Origin of the sequence: Chryseobacterium sp. SNU WT5 (assembly GCF_007362475.1) — a bacterium.
Classification (GTDB): Bacteria; Bacteroidota; Bacteroidia; order Flavobacteriales; family Weeksellaceae; genus Kaistella.
Genome location: NZ_CP041687.1, coordinates 50,814 through 67,141 on the forward strand (window position 1 = coordinate 50,814; position 16,328 = coordinate 67,141).

General features: G+C 34.5%; 18 protein-coding genes. 6 read left to right on the top strand and 12 right to left on the bottom strand.

The genetic code is table 11. The features are described from left to right. The first annotated feature begins 20 nt into the window (after window positions 1-20). Complete coding sequence (locus FNJ88_RS00215; RefSeq protein WP_143851157.1) at window positions 21-1,220, top strand: pyridoxal phosphate-dependent aminotransferase; 1,200 nt, start codon at window positions 21-23, stop codon at window positions 1,218-1,220. A gap of 63 nt (window positions 1,221-1,283) precedes the next feature. Here FNJ88_RS00215 and FNJ88_RS00220 read toward each other — a convergent pair whose 3' ends face one another. Both FNJ88_RS00220 and FNJ88_RS00225 read right to left on the bottom strand, forming a co-directional pair. Further along, complete coding sequence (locus tag FNJ88_RS00220; protein WP_143851158.1) at window positions 1,284-2,063, bottom strand: zinc ribbon domain-containing protein; 780 nt, start codon at window positions 2,061-2,063, stop codon at window positions 1,284-1,286. A gap of 4 nt (window positions 2,064-2,067) precedes the next feature. After that, on the bottom strand, window positions 2,068-3,165 hold the full coding sequence (locus FNJ88_RS00225; protein WP_143851159.1) for a Nif3-like dinuclear metal center hexameric protein: 1,098 nt from the start codon (window positions 3,163-3,165) through the stop codon (window positions 2,068-2,070). Between the two features lie 56 nt (window positions 3,166-3,221). Between FNJ88_RS00225 and FNJ88_RS00230 the strand changes: the two genes are divergently transcribed. Further along, window positions 3,222-4,049 (top strand): ion transporter, encoded by an 828-nt coding sequence (locus tag FNJ88_RS00230; RefSeq protein WP_143851160.1) that lies wholly within the window; start codon window positions 3,222-3,224, stop codon window positions 4,047-4,049. A gap of 475 nt (window positions 4,050-4,524) precedes the next feature. On the opposite strand, the gene FNJ88_RS00235 is transcribed toward FNJ88_RS00230, so the two are convergent. From FNJ88_RS00235 to FNJ88_RS00245, 3 genes are all read right to left on the bottom strand, one after another. Beyond that, window positions 4,525-5,562: a peptidylprolyl isomerase gene (locus FNJ88_RS00235; protein WP_143851161.1), complete on the bottom strand. Its 1,038-nt coding sequence runs from the start codon at window positions 5,560-5,562 to the stop codon at window positions 4,525-4,527. Between the two features lie 84 nt (window positions 5,563-5,646). After that, a complete protein-coding gene (locus FNJ88_RS00240; RefSeq protein WP_143851162.1) occupies window positions 5,647-6,156 on the bottom strand; it encodes an FKBP-type peptidyl-prolyl cis-trans isomerase in 510 nt (169 codons plus the stop codon). A gap of 104 nt (window positions 6,157-6,260) precedes the next feature. Next, complete coding sequence (locus tag FNJ88_RS00245) at window positions 6,261-7,328, bottom strand: branched-chain amino acid aminotransferase (RefSeq protein WP_143851163.1); 1,068 nt, start codon at window positions 7,326-7,328, stop codon at window positions 6,261-6,263. An 84-nt stretch (window positions 7,329-7,412) separates the two neighbouring features. On the opposite strand from FNJ88_RS00245, the gene mnmD reads away from it, so the two are divergent. Further along, the gene (gene mnmD / locus FNJ88_RS00250) at window positions 7,413-8,087 is read left to right on the top strand and encodes a tRNA (5-methylaminomethyl-2-thiouridine)(34)-methyltransferase MnmD (protein WP_143851164.1); all 675 of its coding nucleotides are present in this window, start codon (window positions 7,413-7,415) and stop codon (window positions 8,085-8,087) included. Between the two features lie 50 nt (window positions 8,088-8,137). Beyond that, entirely contained in the window at window positions 8,138-8,554 is a 417-nt protein-coding gene (locus FNJ88_RS00255; RefSeq protein ID WP_143851165.1) for an NUDIX hydrolase, read from the top strand. On the opposite strand, the gene FNJ88_RS00260 is transcribed toward FNJ88_RS00255, so the two are convergent. Both FNJ88_RS00260 and FNJ88_RS00265 read right to left on the bottom strand, forming a co-directional pair. Beyond that, complete coding sequence (locus FNJ88_RS00260) at window positions 8,549-9,340, bottom strand: S1/P1 nuclease (protein WP_143851166.1); 792 nt, start codon at window positions 9,338-9,340, stop codon at window positions 8,549-8,551. The genes FNJ88_RS00255 and FNJ88_RS00260 overlap by 6 nt on opposite strands. A 1-nt stretch (window position 9,341) precedes the next feature. Continuing rightward, window positions 9,342-10,046 carry a DUF4294 domain-containing protein gene (locus tag FNJ88_RS00265; RefSeq protein WP_143851167.1) on the bottom strand — a complete coding sequence of 235 codons (705 nt, stop codon included), beginning with the start codon at window positions 10,044-10,046 and terminating at the stop codon, window positions 9,342-9,344. A 55-nt stretch (window positions 10,047-10,101) separates the two neighbouring features. On the opposite strand from FNJ88_RS00265, the gene FNJ88_RS00270 reads away from it, so the two are divergent. Both FNJ88_RS00270 and rpe read left to right on the top strand, forming a co-directional pair. Next, window positions 10,102-11,178: a M42 family metallopeptidase gene (locus FNJ88_RS00270; protein WP_143851168.1), complete on the top strand. Its 1,077-nt coding sequence runs from the start codon at window positions 10,102-10,104 to the stop codon at window positions 11,176-11,178. Window positions 11,179-11,224: 46 nt separating this feature from the next. Next, window positions 11,225-11,875: a ribulose-phosphate 3-epimerase gene (gene rpe, locus FNJ88_RS00275; protein ID WP_143851169.1), complete on the top strand. Its 651-nt coding sequence runs from the start codon at window positions 11,225-11,227 to the stop codon at window positions 11,873-11,875. An 84-nt stretch (window positions 11,876-11,959) separates the two neighbouring features. Here the strand turns inward: rpe and FNJ88_RS00280 are convergent, their stop codons facing one another. From FNJ88_RS00280 to dnaX, 5 genes are all read right to left on the bottom strand, one after another. Continuing rightward, window positions 11,960-12,379 (bottom strand): nucleoside-diphosphate kinase, encoded by a 420-nt coding sequence (locus FNJ88_RS00280; protein WP_143851170.1) that lies wholly within the window; start codon window positions 12,377-12,379, stop codon window positions 11,960-11,962. A 176-nt stretch (window positions 12,380-12,555) separates the two neighbouring features. After that, a complete protein-coding gene (rsgA, locus tag FNJ88_RS00285; RefSeq protein ID WP_143851171.1) occupies window positions 12,556-13,482 on the bottom strand; it encodes a ribosome small subunit-dependent GTPase A in 927 nt (308 codons plus the stop codon). Window positions 13,483-13,518: 36 nt separating this feature from the next. Further along, a complete protein-coding gene (locus FNJ88_RS00290; RefSeq protein ID WP_143851172.1) occupies window positions 13,519-14,586 on the bottom strand; it encodes a chorismate mutase in 1,068 nt (355 codons plus the stop codon). A gap of 22 nt (window positions 14,587-14,608) precedes the next feature. Further along, complete coding sequence (locus FNJ88_RS00295; protein WP_143851173.1) at window positions 14,609-14,920, bottom strand: hypothetical protein; 312 nt, start codon at window positions 14,918-14,920, stop codon at window positions 14,609-14,611. Window positions 14,921-15,186: 266 nt separating this feature from the next. Further along, complete coding sequence (dnaX, locus tag FNJ88_RS00300) at window positions 15,187-16,272, bottom strand: DNA polymerase III subunit gamma/tau (protein ID WP_143851174.1); 1,086 nt, start codon at window positions 16,270-16,272, stop codon at window positions 15,187-15,189. Window positions 16,273-16,328: the final 56 nt, after the last annotated feature.

The window sequence follows — 16,328 nt, forward strand, 5'->3', positions numbered from 1 at the left end:
TGATTCACTTTAATTTAACTATGGAAAAATTCTCTGAAAGACTTAACAGATTAAGCTTTTCACAAACATTTGTAATGAGCAATAAAGTGCGCGAAATGAAGGCCGCCGGAATTGATGTTATCAGTTTAACGTTGGGTGAGCCTGATTTTGATGTTCCTAAAAATATAAAAGAAGCCGCTTTTTCAGCCATTGATCATAATTTCAGTCACTACTCTCCTGTTCCTGGGTTTATGGATCTAAGAGAAGCGATTTGTGGCAAACTGGATAGGGATAATAATCTCACTTATCAGCCAACACAAATTTGTGTTTCTAATGGTGCGAAACAAGCGATTTTGAATGTTCTTGCTTCTATAATAAATGATGGTGACGAAGTTATTTTACCTGCTCCATATTGGGTGAGTTATGACGAAATGGTTAAAATGATGGGTGGAAAATCAGTGTTTGTGAAAACGTCGATTGATACCGAGTTCAAAATCACCGCAAAACAACTCGAGCAGGCAATAACTCCTAAAACGAAAGCGCTACTCTACAGTTCACCTTGTAATCCTTCGGGAAGCTACTATACTCATGAAGAATTGGAATCTATTGCGAACGTTATCGCAAAACATCCACAGATCACCATAATTTCGGATGAAATTTATGAGTTTATAAATTATGATGGTAAACATACTTCAATAGCCGAGTTTCCTCAAGTTTACGAACAAACTGCCGTAATTAATGGGATGTCGAAAGCATTCGCCATGACGGGCTGGAGGATTGGATATTCTGCCTGTCCAACATGGTTAGCAAAAGCGTGTGAGAAAATTCAAGGACAAATGACGAGTGGTGCAAATTCAATGGCTCAAAAAGCTTCTGTTACCGCTTTAAAAACTGATCCAAGCGAATACCGATTTATGATTGAAGAATTTAGAACCCGACGGGATATTGTGTATAATCTAATGCGAGACATTCCGGGTTTCAATGTTAATTATCCGAAAGCGGCATTCTATTTCTTTCCTGATATCTCTTTTTATGTAGCGAAAACCTTAAATGGAACTTTTATTAAAGATGCAGATGATTTTGCAATGTTCCTTTTAGAACATGCCCATGTAGGTTGTGTGGGTGGGGTATCTTTCGGGAATCCTAATTGTGTCCGATTTTCTTACGCGACTTCAGAGGAAGATTTAAAAGAAGCGATGAGGAGAATTAAAGATCTTCTAACTAACGTTAAAATCTCTTAAATATCATTCATAAAGAAAACGGTTTGAAAATAATCAAACCGTTTTTTTATCTTTAAAATGAAATTAAAATTTAATAATATCTTTCATTTTTTCATTTTCTTCATTCACCATATCGTCATCTACAAGAATTTTTCCTGAGTGCTCATCGATGATGATTTTCTTACGTTGCGCAATCTCCATTTGTTTCTGTGGAGGCAAAGTAAAGAATGAACCTTTAGGTGCACCTCTTTCCAAACCTACCACAGCTAAGCCAGTTGGAGAATTTGTTCGTATTCTTTGGTAAGAAGCCAACAATCTTGCGTCAATATTTTTTGCAAATTCTTGAGATTTCTCGATCAAGAAGTCTTCTTCTTTCTGAGTTTCTGACACCAAGTTTTCAAGCTCTTCTTTTTTGAACTTCAAGTGGTTTTTTAGATCATTAATTTTAGAAGTAAGTTCTTCTAAAGTTTCGTTTTTGTGACCTATTTTCGCACCGTACTCATTAATTCTTTTTTCAGATAACTGAATTTCAAGATCTTGGAATTCGATTTCTTTTTCAAGGGATTCAAATTCTTTATTGTTTCTTACGTTATCTTGCTGCGCCTTATATTTTTCAATTAAAGATTTAGCGTGATTAATTACTTCTGTTTTGGTGTTGATGTCGTCATTCTGAAGTTTAATTTCTAACTGAAATTTCTCAGCTCTTTTCTCCAAACCTTCAATTTCGATTTCTAAATCCTCAACTTCAATAGGCAATTCACCTCTTGTACTGCGGATTTCGTCTAATCTAGAATCAATGATTTGTAGATCATAAAGTGCTCTTAACTTATCTTCAACGGATATTTCTACGGTTTTCTTAGCCATATTTTTATAAAAAATAATTTACAGGGTTGGTTTTCTCGGTAGATTTTGAGATGGCAAAGGTAGTGAATTTTTGTGATAAAATATCAACTAAATGAGCAGTAACGAATTGTTCTGATTCAAAATGACCGATATCGGAAATCAACATTTTCCCTTCACTTTGAAAATAATCATGGTATTTAAGATCTCCCGTCAAGTACGCATCGCACTGGTTAGAAATAGCTGCGCGAATACCACCTGCACCACTTCCGCCCAAAACGCCTACCTTTTTTATTTTTTTGCCTAAAAGATCGGAATGACGAATGACTTTTAAATTAAATTTTTCTTTTACAAATGTTAAGAATTCAGGTTCTTCCATTTCTTCTTTAAATTCTCCAAACCTACCTAAGCCCAAATATTGATTTTCATTTTCCAATTGAACGATTTGATAAGCAACTTCTTCATAAGGATGAGCTTTCTTCATTGCTTCTATGATGTGATTTTTTTTAAAGCTTTCGAAAATTACGGAAATTATAACCTCGTCTGTGTTTTCTCTTTGATTAATAATCCCCGCAAAAGCATTTGATCCGTCTAACGGTCGAAAAGTTCCTGTGCCCAGCATGGAAAAGCTACATTCATCATAAAAACCAATATTTCCTGCACCAGCTTCGAATAGAGACGTTTTTACCCGTTCAGCATAGTTTTGAGGTACAAAAACCTGGAGTTGCAAAATACTTTTCATTCTGGGCATTAGTACTTTTTGGTTGATTAAGCCCAATACCTGACAGATTTTGAAATTCACTCCTAAATAATCGTTATCAAACGCAGTGTGAATCGCGTAAATTGCAATTTTATTTTCAATCGCTTTCAAGATTGTTTTTTCTACATAATTTTTTCCAGTGATGGATTTTAGTCCAGAGAAAATAATAGGATGAAAACAAACAATAAAATTTAAATTCTTTGTAATTGCCTCATCTACAACATGCTCTAGGACATCATGACAAACTAAAATTCCTGTAACTTCCCGATCTGCCTGACCACAAAGCAAACCTACATTATCATAATCTTCCGCTTGCGACAATGGAATAAGAGTTTTTAAGTCGCAAATTATCTGGTTAACTGTCATTTTGTTATGTTTGTAACGAATTTAAGAATTAATATTTAACATCATCCATAAAATTAATGGAACGCGAACATAACTTTATCCCCGAACGCACCAAATGGAAAAGGCAACTTTACCGGATTATTTTTAAGTCTGATACGAAACTGGGGAAGCTTTTTGACATTCTCTTACTATTATTAATTCTAATCAGTACTTTCATTGTAATGATGGAAAGCGTTCAGATTTTTGACGCGAAGCTTCATAATTTGTTTGTAATTCTGGAAATTATTATTACCGCCTTTTTTACAATTGAGTATACTTTACGCATTATAACCCTGCGAAATAAAAAGGAATATATCTTCAGTTTCTTTGGTATTATTGATTTTCTAGCAATACTCCCCTTCTATCTAAGTTTATTTATTCCAATTACCAAGTATTTTCTTATTATCAGAATGCTGAGAATGTTAAGAATTTTCAGAATATTGAATTTAATGGACTTTATGAACGATGGTTATTTCATTGTCCGAGCATTAAAAAACAGTTCCAGAAAAATTTATATATTTCTATTATTCTTAATGATATTTTCGGTCATCATTGGATCAATGATGTTTATGGTGGAAGGTCACCGTGAAGGTTTTGAAAGCATACCACAAAGCGTCTATTGGGCGGTGGTCACGGTAACAACTGTTGGTTACGGTGATGTTTCTCCTGGTACCCCATTAGGAAAATTTTTATCGGTTTTACTCATGCTCGCTGGTTATTCTATCATAGCTGTTCCTACGGGAATTGTTACGGCAGAAATGCGAAACAAGCGTCAGGAAATAGGTAAGATGTGCGATCGTTGCGGTAATGGAGACATTGATGATGATTCGCGGTTTTGCAAAATTTGTGGAGAGAAAGTAGTATAAAGAATGGCGCATCAGTGATGCGCCATTCATTTTCAATCAAATGTGCTTGACACATTGGTTTTTTTAACTTTTTAATCTTTAAATAAAAAATTTATCATCCGCTATTTTAAAGTTATTAGTTTTTACCCATCGGTTGAATAGTGCGCGTAATGTAAAATAATTTTATAAAATATAATTATTTTTATTAAAAGTTCTTATAGAAAAAAGTTAAACAAGTTAATAAAATTTTACCATTGGTATGTGTTTTTTACCTTCCAAAGGTAATTATTTAATTTTAGGAGAATCCAGTATAATCACCCCATTTAAAAATTGATCTGTAATTAAAATTAATATGGCTTCCATTTTTTATCATCTCAACCTCGTTGTCCGCAGAAATATGAATTATTTATATAATAATCTAAAACGCAAAAAATAACACCTCATTAAAAAATGAAGTGTTATTTTTTGTATTGAAAGTTTATTAAAACTTATTTATCTATTTAACTTTTACAAGTTCAACATCAAAAATCAACCAGGCATTCGGTGGAATAACACCACCAGCTCCTCTTGCTCCATAACCAAGCTCTGCAGGAATTAAAAATGTAGCAGTTTCTCCTTCGTTAAGTAAAAGAATTCCTTCATCCCAACCTTTAATCACTTGACCCATACCAATTGAAATTTCTATAGGTTCATTTCTTTTAAACGAAGAATCAAACTCGGTCCCATCTACTAATTTCCCTGCATAATGTACAGAAACTGCATCACCAACTTTAGGTTTTGTCCCTTCAGTTTTTTTAGTGATTTTGTAATATAAACCAGATGCGGTTGACTCCATTCCTGCTTTCAAATCATCTACCAATTTCTGTTGGTTAGCAGCAAATTCCGCTTCTTTTTTCTTGTTATCAGCTTCAATTTTATCTAAAATTGCCTTATTATTTTCTTTGATTTTACCTTTACCTTCCGCAAAAATCTTTGCTGAATCATATCCTTTGTACTCGTCACCTTTACTGAAGATGGACACTTTCTCTAAAACCACATCAGTTTTAGGTTTGTCTTGCGCACCTTTTTCCACGTTTGCAATATCATCAATTACATCAATTCCATTAACAACTTTACCAAAAATAGTGTGTTTTCCATCTAACCAATTAGTTGCAATCTCTGTAATAAAGAATTGAGATCCGTTTGTATTTGGTCCCGAATTCGCCATGGAAAGAATTCCTTTACCAATATGTTTAAGATCATTTTTCTCATCGTCAAACTTGTAACCTGGATCACCCATTCCTGTTCCTTTTGGGTCGCCTCCCTGTATCATAAAGTCTTTAATAACTCTATGGAAAATCGTTCCGTCATAAAAAGGAACTCCTTTAGCTTTCGCTTTGTTCTCTATTTTACCTTCTGCTAAACCTACAAAGTTAGCCACGGTTACTGGTGCTTTTTTGTCTTCTAATTTAACGACCATATTTCCTTTTGAAGTTTGGAAATTGGCGTAGAGCCCGTCATTTAGGCTTGCGTAAGTTTCTTTGTCTACGTTCATTTTTTTATAAATTGGGGTACAACTTGTTACTGATATCGCAGCTAGAGCGATAATTAAATTATTTTTAAACATATATGATACTATTTAGAGTAATCTCAACTTAATCATTAAAGGCATATCGCTAGGTATTTTACCATTATCACCGTACGTACCAAAACCCAACGAAGATGGTACTAAAAGTGTTACTTCCTGATTGTGCTCCATGTAGCGTAAGGCATCTTCTACCGGTTTAAGTTCCTCGAAGCGGCCGAATACGGCGTTGATATTCTTCTTGGGAGTTTCGTAAAGCTTTACTTTATCAAAATCATAGATATCATATTGATAGGAAACTGCTTCTCCGTTACTCTTTCTCTTCTGGCTTGATAGTTCTTTATTATTTACCCAATAGTTCATCGTCATAGGGAAAAATTCCTCCTCTTGATTCTTAATCCAATCTTCAATTTGCTCCCTTTCAATGATATTCAGGTTTTTAGTTCTATTTTTAGAAATGGCTAGTTCTTTTTCGCTAAACATTCCTCCAACTGGCGGATGCGATGGAGCATGTTCTACACAACCCATCAAAATTACCGAAAATATTAAAATCAACTTTCTCATAAAACTTTTGCGAAAATAAGCAATTTGCCTCAGATTCGAAAATAAAAAACCGAGATATAGTAATCTCGGTTTTCCTATTTGTTAATTCAATAACTAGCGTTAAGTTATTCTACATCTTTCTTTTCAACAAGCACTCTCCATCCAAATGGGTCTTCTGCATTGTTGGTTTGAATATCTACTAAATCTTTTTGTAGCGTTAATGCGAAACTATCTTCTAAAGTTAAGAGTGGTAATTCTAATTTTTCACCTTTATAACCAATTGCTTTAAAAACACTTGTAACAACAGCGGTACCAACTCCCCAAACCTCTTTCAGAGATCCGTTTTTATGAGCTTCAACAACTGCTTTCACAGATATAGGCTCTACTTTTAGTTCAATTCCTCTTTTTTCTGCTAACTTAATGAAGCTGTCTCTTGTAATACCTGCAAGAATCTTCTCTGAAGTTGGCGGCGTATAAATGGTATCATCAATTCTAACGAAAACATTCATGGTACCACTTTCTTCAAAATATTCGTGATTGGAATCATCTGTCCAGATAATTTGCTCAAAACCCTCCTCGTTCGCCAATTGCGTAGGATAAAAAGATGCTGCATAATTACCAGCAGCTTTTGCAAACCCAACTCCACCATTTGCAGCTCTGGAGTAATAATCTGAAATTTTAACAGAAACAGGCGCAGAATAATAACTCTTTGCCGGAGTTGCAACGATCGCAAACATATATTTATTAGCAATTCTCGCTTTCAAAGCTTCTTCTGTAGCGAAAATTAATGGTCGGATATATAATGCATTTCCTTCACCATAAGGAATCCATTCTCTGTCTAAGTTTACCAATGCTTTCAAACCTTCCAAAAAGATCTCTTCAGTTACTTCTGGCATTGCAAGACGAGTAGCAGATTTATTAATTCGTGAGAAATTTTGTTCTGGTCTAAATAAAAAGACTTGATCATCTTTATCTTTATAAGCCTTCATCCCTTCAAAACAAGCTTGACCGTAGTTAACCGCCATCATAGCTGGCGAAAAAGGAAGCGGTCCATAAGGCATAATTTTAACATCACCCCATTTCCCATCCTCGTATTCACAAATCACCATGTGATCACTAAACATATTTCCGAAAGAAAAGTTCTCCGGATCAAATTCTGAAATTCTCGGATGAGTAGATTTTTGAATTATCATTTTTAAAATTTTTATAGATGTTCTACAAATTTAACATAATTTTTTAATTTTCAAAATTTTAAATTATTTTTACAAAAAAATAGCATGGAAAGGGAGATTAAAACTACTGAAGATGGCAGTAAAACATTATACATCAGTGCATTAAATGAAAATTACCATTCTTACCATGGAGCCTTACAAGAAGCACAACACGTCTTTATAGAAAACGGATTAAATTTGATAGATCATTGCGATATTAATATTTTAGAACTCGGTTTCGGTACAGGTCTTAATGTTTTAGCAACAATTAATGAATTTTTGAAAACTGACAAAAGTCATATCATTCATTATTTTACCTTAGAAAAATATCCCGTAAGCGAAAAAGAAGTTAAAGAACTCGATTATGGGAGTCTATTTGATGAGAATAGCGTAAAAAAGAGCTATTTAAAAATACACAGTACCGATTGGAATGAAACTTTTGAAATTCTACCAAATTTCTTCCTAACAAAATATCAGTGCAATTTTTTCGAACTTGTAAATCTCCAACTTCCTAAAATCAATTTAGTTTATTTTGATTGCTTTGGAGCTCGCGTACAACCTAATCTATGGGAGAAACCTTTGTTTGAAATGATTTCTAATAAGATGGAAACCAGCGGACTTTTAACGACCTATTCTTCTAAAGGAAGTGTTCGCAGGATTTTACATGATTTAAATTTTACCGTGGAAAAGAAAAAAGGTCCACCAGGGAAAAGAGAAATGATTAATGCAATAAAAAATTAGGAATTGGTAAAAAGTAATAACTTTGTATCTAACCTCAGAAGTATAATATTATGATTGATAAAGTTAATGTAAGAGTATATGCAACTATTGTAAAAGATAACAAAGTCCTTTCGTTAAGGGAAGAATATGTAGGAGAGCAATTATTAAAGTTTCCAGGTGGCGGGCTGGAAAATGGAGAAGGCGTTCTTGCATGTTTACAACGAGAATTACAGGAAGAACTCAACATCAACATACAAAATATAAAGCATTTATACACTCAAGAAGATTTCATGGCCTCGAGATTTCGTGACAACGAGCAACTGCTAAGCATCTATTATACCGCTGAAATCATAGACGAAAATGATTTACTCATTATGGATCCGTGCATTGAAAAAATAGAATGGGTTTCCCTCGACACCGAAGAAAACCCATTTCCTTTACCTATTGATAAAATTGCATTTGATGTTTTAAAAAAGCAATTGTTATAAGACGTCATTTAAAACCTTAGCCAAACGCAACCCGCCATACAACAATTGTCTTTCCATTAAAGACTCAAATTTATAATTATAATCATAAGAATAATTGGTATCTGCTATTGAGTTTGCATAAATTCTGTTCGCAGCTTTATGGCTGTCATACAACCACTCTTCAAGTGTTCCAGATTGTATTATTTTTTTTTCCTGTTTTGATCTTACGTCTAAAACGCGTGCATATTCAGTATAACTGTATTTCTGAAAATCTACTAATTTAGAATCCCATAAGGTGTGTAAATTAGTATTTTCTCCAAAAAATTTTATTTTAACTCTGTTACCTCCCAAATCTTCTAACCTACCTAGGTGTAAAGGCTGAGCAGCATCGCCTACAAGATGAATTAAGAAACGTAAAGCGATCTCCCGATCTAGCGGAGAAGTACTTTTATCTTTAATTTGACCTGATAGTATATTAATTTGTGTATAAATATTAGGTGCTTTTTGAGCCTTTAGTGCATTAGTAAACTCACTGAAATTCGCTTGAGGGGAAACATTTACATAATGCCATTGATCTGTTGCTTTCCAAACTCCGGTGGTATCAGATTTAATGAAATCTGGCCAGTTTGCCCAATAAGCTAGTTTTTGATCTCCTAAGATTTTCTTCAAGTGTCTTTTAGCTTTTGGGGTAAGATTGTTCTGTGCAATTTCTGCAATCACTCTGTGACCAGTTGTTCCCCATGAATAGGCGAAATTAAAACTCAGCAATGTTAAAATTACTATTGAGTTCCTTAAAATATTCTTCATATTATTTTTTAACTTTAAAACTTTGATATCCTGGATATGGCTGAAGGTAACCACTGTTCCAGTTGCTCTGTAAAAGCGATTCTATAAACTCATCACTTCTGTCTACATGAGGATTATATGGTTCTTTGATGCTTACATCTGCAATATTCCCTTTCACATTCCACCAAAATGCACTCCATCCACCACGTAACTCTTTTATAATATCATAAACAGTTTTTCCGGTAGCGCGATTCATCAGTTTTGCGAAAACTCTTCCTTCAGTTGTGGTAAGATCACGCAGTTGTAATTCGTATTCATTTGCAAGATCCTTCTGCCTTTCATTAACATATTGCCGTTGAGATTCTTTACTCAGCGTTTTTAATTCATCCTGAATATCCTGATATTGTTCCAAAGCAGTTAAGAAGAGAGGATACACGCGACTCAATTTCTTATTTAAAAAATAATAATAATTCTGATCGAGTTGATTGTTAAAGCGTGGTTTATTCACCAAAAGCAGCTCGTCCATTACTACAACATTTTCGCCGTTTATTTCATAAATTCTAGCTCTCTGACTTACATCATAGTAAAATTTATTCCCGTATTCGTCCGTTTTTAATAATTCCTGGGGATACTCACTGAGTGGTTTTGGCATTATTGAATCTCGTTGTGCGTTTGCAAATAGTCCGAAAAACAATAGAAATAGTAAGATCAGTTTGTTAAAATTCATTATTTTTACCTTCTATAAAATCAAAACTTAACGCAACAAAATTCATTCCTTTCCCATGAAATTTGAAAAAAAATCTCTCGAATTTTTAGAAAAATATCTAAATACCGCTTCTCCAACAGGTTACGAACATAACGGGCAGAAAATTTGGATGAACTATCTGAAACCTTACGTAGACAAAATTGAAGTAGATCATTATGGAACTTGCTACGGAATCATCAATCCCGACGCGGAATTTCGAGTCGTTATTGAAGCCCATGCCGATGAAATTTCCTGGTACGTAAATTATATCACCGATGAAGGGTTAATCTACGTCATCAGAAATGGAGGCTCCGACCAAATGATCGCTCCCTCCAAAGTAGTTCATTTACATGGTGAAAAAGGAATTGTAAAAGGTGTTTTTGGATGGCCAGCAATTCATACAAGAGGTGTAAATGCCGATGAGCCCATCCCAAAAATAGAAAATATTTTTATTGATTGTGGGGCAGCAAACAAAAAAGAAGTTGAAGATCTCGGAATTTTTGTAGGAACGATGATTACCTATCCCGATGAATTCTTTACATTAAATGAAAAATATTTCGTTTCCAGAGCATTGGATAATCGAATTGGCGGATTTATGATTGCCGAAGTAGCGCGCCTATTAAGGGAGAACAATAAAAAACTTCCATTCGGTTTATACATTACAAATTCGGTACAGGAAGAAGTTGGTTTGTATGGTGCAAATATGATCGCAGATACAATTAAACCCAATATCGCAATTGTTACAGATGTTACCCACGACACCTCTACTCCGATGATTGAAAAGAAAAAAGAAGGAGATACAAAATGTGGTGATGGCCCTGTGATTTTCTTTGCACCTAGCATTCATCACAATATTCGTGAATCAATCGTAGCTACCGCAAAGAAAAATGAGATCCCTTTTCAAAGAGCTGCTTCCAGTAGAGCAACAGGAACAGATACTGATGCGTTTGCCCATTCTAATGGCGGAGTTCCATCCGCATTAATTTCACTTCCTTTAAGATATATGCATACCACTGTGGAGATGGTTTCTCAGGAAGATGTTGCTCATGTCATTCAGTTAATTTATGAATCTTTACTGCAGATTACGCCTGATATGAATTTAAAATACCATTAATTAAAGTTCTAAAAAAAGCCAAAAAGTAAAATATAAAAAAGTAAAAATGAAAACAAAATTAATTGCTCCTTCTCTTTTGTCTGCCGATTTTGGACATTTGAAACGAGATATCGAAATGCTAAATGAATCGCAAGCAGATTGGCTTCATGTAGATGTAATGGATGGTAGATTTGTTCCAAATATTTCATTTGGTTTTCCTGTAATGAAAACTGTACAGGAACATTCTACAAAATTTGTGGACGTTCACTTGATGATTGTAGAACCTGAAAAATATGTGGAAGAATTTATTGAACGAGGTGCCGATTTAGTTTCTGTTCACTATGAAGCTTGCAATCACCTGAATAGAGTGATTAAATTGATTCAAGATAAAGGGGCGAAAGCAGGAGTGGTATTAAACCCAGCAACACCAGTTTTAATGTTAGAAGATATTATTGCTGAAGTTGATCTGGTATTACTAATGAGTGTAAATCCTGGTTTTGGAGGTCAAAAATTTATTCAGAATACGTATAAAAAAATTGCAGAAACCAAAGACCTTATCTTATCAAATAATTCTACAGCACTCATTCAGGTTGATGGCGGAGTGAATCTAGATAACGCAGCGAAACTTTTTGATGCTGGAGCTGATGTTTTGGTGGCGGGAAATGCAGTGTTCTCCTCAGAAAATCCAGCAAAAACGATTGAATTGCTGAAAATATAAATAAAACAGTTTTAAGATTAAAAGAAAATACCTTTCATCAGTGATGAAAGGTATTTTTTATAAAAGGATTTCCTAAGCAATTTCTTAAAAAATTTCTCTTCCTGAAAAATGGAAATTAGCTTCAATTAGAGCATTTTCATCAGAGTCAGATCCGTGTACCGCATTTTCTCCAACGCTTCTTGCAAACATTTTTCTAATGGTACCTTCTGCAGCATCTGCAGGGTTTGTAGCTCCAATTAATGTTCTGAAATCTTCTACTGCATTATCTTTTTCCAATACTGCAGCAACGATTGGTGCAGAACTCATAAAGTCAACTAATTCCCCGTAAAAAGGTCTTTCAGCATGAACTTCATAAAATTTTTGTGCGTCCGCTTTCGTAAGCTGAGTTAATTTAATTGCTTTTAATTTAAAACCTGCTTCTGCAATCTTCGCTAAAATAGCACCAATGTGGCCATCTGCAACTGCATCTGGCTTTATCATCGTAAATGTAATGTTACTTGACATAATGTTGTTTTTTTTGTGGTGCGAAAATACAAAATCTTTTATATATTTGTATCGAAAATTCTTACTAGAGCGTCCATATTTTTATTTGGCATGAAAATTGTCAATTTGTATGTGATTCTCATGTTTAATTTGAGTTTTCATGGTTATTAGTTTTTACCCAGCTTCGGCTGGGTTTTTTATTTGGCCGAATTCTCTTCAGCTTCCTCCATAATCTTCAAATAAGTGATATACCTGCTCTCTTGGATTTCTCCCTGTTCTATCTTCTCCAAAACCACACATTTTGGTTCATTAATATGCATACAGTTATGATATTTGCATTTTCTTCCTGCAACAAAAATTTCAGGAAAATAATGTTGAATTTCTTCTTTTTGAACATCTATCATTGCAAATTCACGAACTCCGGGTGTATCGATTACACTCCCACCAAAAGTCCAGAAATGCATTTGGGCAAAAGTAGTAGTATGTTTCCCTTTCAAGTGAGTAGATGAGATTTCGGACGTTTTCAAGTTCAGGTCTGGCTGCATCGCATTTACTAAAGTCGATTTCCCACTACCCGAATGTCCAAAAAACACCGAAACCTTATCCTTAATAATATCTTTCAACAGTTCTAAATTCAAATTGGAATAAGAAGAAATCTCTAAAGTATCGTAGCCAATTTCTTGATAGATGGTTTCAATTTCGGCCGTTATCTCTTTTTCTTCCCCTGAAAGGACGTCCATTTTATTAAATAGAATCAAAGGTTTGATATTGTACGCTTCGCAACACGCTAAAAACCGATCAAGAAAACCAAAAGAAGTTTCTGGATGTTTTAGGGTGAATATAAAACAAGCAATATCAATATTGGAAGCGATAATGTGCGCCTCTTTTGACAAGTTGACCGACTTTCTAATCAGGTAATTTTTCCGCGGTTCAATCTTTGTAATCCAGGCTACTTCATCCTGTTCCAACGAAAATTCAACCAGATCACCTACGGCAAGCGGGTTAGTAAGGCGGGTTTTTATTAATTTAAATTTCCCTCGAATTCTAGCTTCAAAGAATCTTCCGGTTTCATATTCTAAAACCTGATACCAACTTCCGGTGGATTTTGTAATTAATCCTTTCACTATTTTAATTTGAGGAACATTAATGTAAAAATATTTTTAAAGACTATTTTGGACTTCGATTGATTCCTCATGAATTGCTTTAAATATTCTCTCGATAAATTCAGCGGACATGCCTGATTCATCAGCCTTCTGTGTTGCATACTCGGTGATGACCTTCCATCTTTCCGGTTGGAAAATTGCGATATTATTATCTTTTTTCAAGCTTCCAATCTTCTCAGAAATTTTCATTCTTTGCGCAAGTAATTCAATAAGTTGAAAATCTAAATCGGAAATCAGTGTTCTATGACGACCCATTTCTCCATCAAATGCAGAAATATCTGAATTTCTTATTTGCAAATTAGCGATCAAACCACTTAAAACCTCAGGTGTTATTTGTTGAGCCGCATCACTCCATGCTTCGTCTGGCGTACAATGGCTTTCAATCATCATTCCCTCATAACCTACATTTAAAGCTTCTTGGGCGATACCAGCCAATCCCGTTCTGTTACCACAAATATGTGATGGATCAACAATCATTGGAATATTTGGAAATTGATTCTTAAAATCAAGCGCAATCTGCCAATTTGGAATATTTCGGTACTTTGTTTTCTGATAAGTAGAGAAACCACGGTGAATCACTCCCAAATTTTGAACATCTTGTCCTAAAAGCCTCTCTAAGGCTCCGATCCATAAAGCTAAATCCGGATTAACGGGATTCTTTACTAATATTGTTTTTTTTGTTCCTTTTAATGCTTCAGCAATTTCCTGAACCGTAAATGGATTTACCGTAGACCGAGCCCCAATCCATAAAATGTCTACATCGGCTTCAAGCGCTGCTGCAACATGATGTGCATTTGCTACTTCAGTTGCTGTTTTAAATCCATACTCTTCTTTAACTTTCTTTAGCCAGTTCAGGCCAATTACTCCTACTCCTTCAAAACCGTTTGGTTTGGTTCTGGGTTTCCAAATTCCTGCTCTAAAGACGGGAATATCTGCATTTGATTCTTTAATCCTTTTTGCGGTTTCCATCATCTGCATTTCACTTTCAGCGCTGCAAGGTCCTGCAATAATTAAGGGTTTGGGGAATTCTTTTACCCAATTGTTTTCTAAGGTCTGTAAATTCATAGTAAGTTTGGTAGGATATCGTTTAATTAAAATCTAATTTGAAAAGATCGTCGAGCTCTTTTAAAACTGGATTTATTTCAGCAAATTTATCAAAAATCTTTCGCTTCGTCATAATTTCTTTTTTCATTGAAAAATCCAGTAAATATTCAATACTAATATTGAAATGACTGACTTTATGCATAAAATGATTGAAGAAATCTGCGCGAATTTTTTCAAATTCAACTTTGGATGATTCTGAAGGATAAGTAATCTGGACTATATTTTCATCTTTCTTCTTCAATTTGAATGAACCTATAGCGTTAAAGATGATGGCATCTTTCTTTTGTAATTCCACTAAAAACTCCTGCCATTCTTTTTGTAAATCAGTTTCGCTAAAATGCTGACTTGGAAGATTTTGTTTTTTTGCATCTACCTCCGTTTCTATCTTTTCGTCGGATTTTTCTAAGGCAGCATTTATACTGAATTTTGAGGGTTTTTTCGCAATACCAATAGGTTCTGAGGTTTTTAGAATAACCTTTGCAATTTCTTCCTGGATTTTTTTCGGTTTTTCTTCTTTGACTAAAATAGACTCAGCAATTTCCTTAAGAAAAGGAGCTAAAATCAGATACTTTTTTTTTTTGTACTTGCCGTGTCTGCAGATAAGGATGATAATTGCATCAAGGCAATCTCGACGGTTAAACGAGGATTTTTAGAATTTTTATAATTGATATCCGCATGATTACAGATTTCAATGGCATCAACGAGTTGCTGTGCATTCCACTTTTTACTCTGTGCTAAGAATTTAATTTTGGTTTTTTCGCCAACCTCTATTAAACTTAAAGTTTGAGGGTTTTGTGCTAACATTAAATCTCTAAAATGATTTCCTAAACCTGCTATAAAGATATGCGAGTCAAACCCTTTCTTAATGATTTCATTCAAAGCCAGTAAAGTCTCGGTAATTTTATTTTCATGAGCTAGGTCAACAATGCTTAAATATTCATCGTAATCTAAAACATTCAGCACTTCAGCAGCTTTCGCTAAAGTTATTTTCTTCTGGGAAAAGGTAGATAATCTATCAAATATAGAAAGAGCATCCCGCAGAGCACCATCGGCTTTTTGCGCGATTAAATACAAAGCATCTTCTTCATAAGCAACACCTTCTTTATCAGCAATTCCCTTCAGATGAAGCTGTATATCTTCAATGGTGATTCTTTTAAAATCATAGATCTGGCATCTTGACAAAATTGTTGGAATAATTTTATGCTTTTCCGTAGTTGCCAAGATAAATATTGCGTGTGCTGGTGGTTCTTCTAACGTCTTCAGAAAAGCATTGAATGCTGCTTGCGACAACATATGAACCTCGTCAATAATATAAATTTTATACTTTCCTACTTGAGGTCCAAAACGTACTTGGTCTGTTAATTCGCGAATATCATTTACGGAGTTATTAGAAGCTGCATCCAGTTCAAAAATATTGTATGCAAAACCATCTTCTGAAGTGGATCCATCCCGCTCGTTAATTTTTCTCGCTAAAATTCTGGCACAAGTCGTTTTTCCTACGCCTCTCGGTCCACAAAATAACAAGGCTTGCGCCAACTGATTCTCACCAATGGCATGTTCGAGTGTTTCTGTAATATGGGATTGTCCTACAACAGTATCAAACTCTTGAGGCCGGTATTTTCTTGCAGAAACCACGAAATTTTCCATTGGTCAAAAATAGGGAAATAAATCAGAAAACAAAACAGGAAAACGACTTTCTTGCG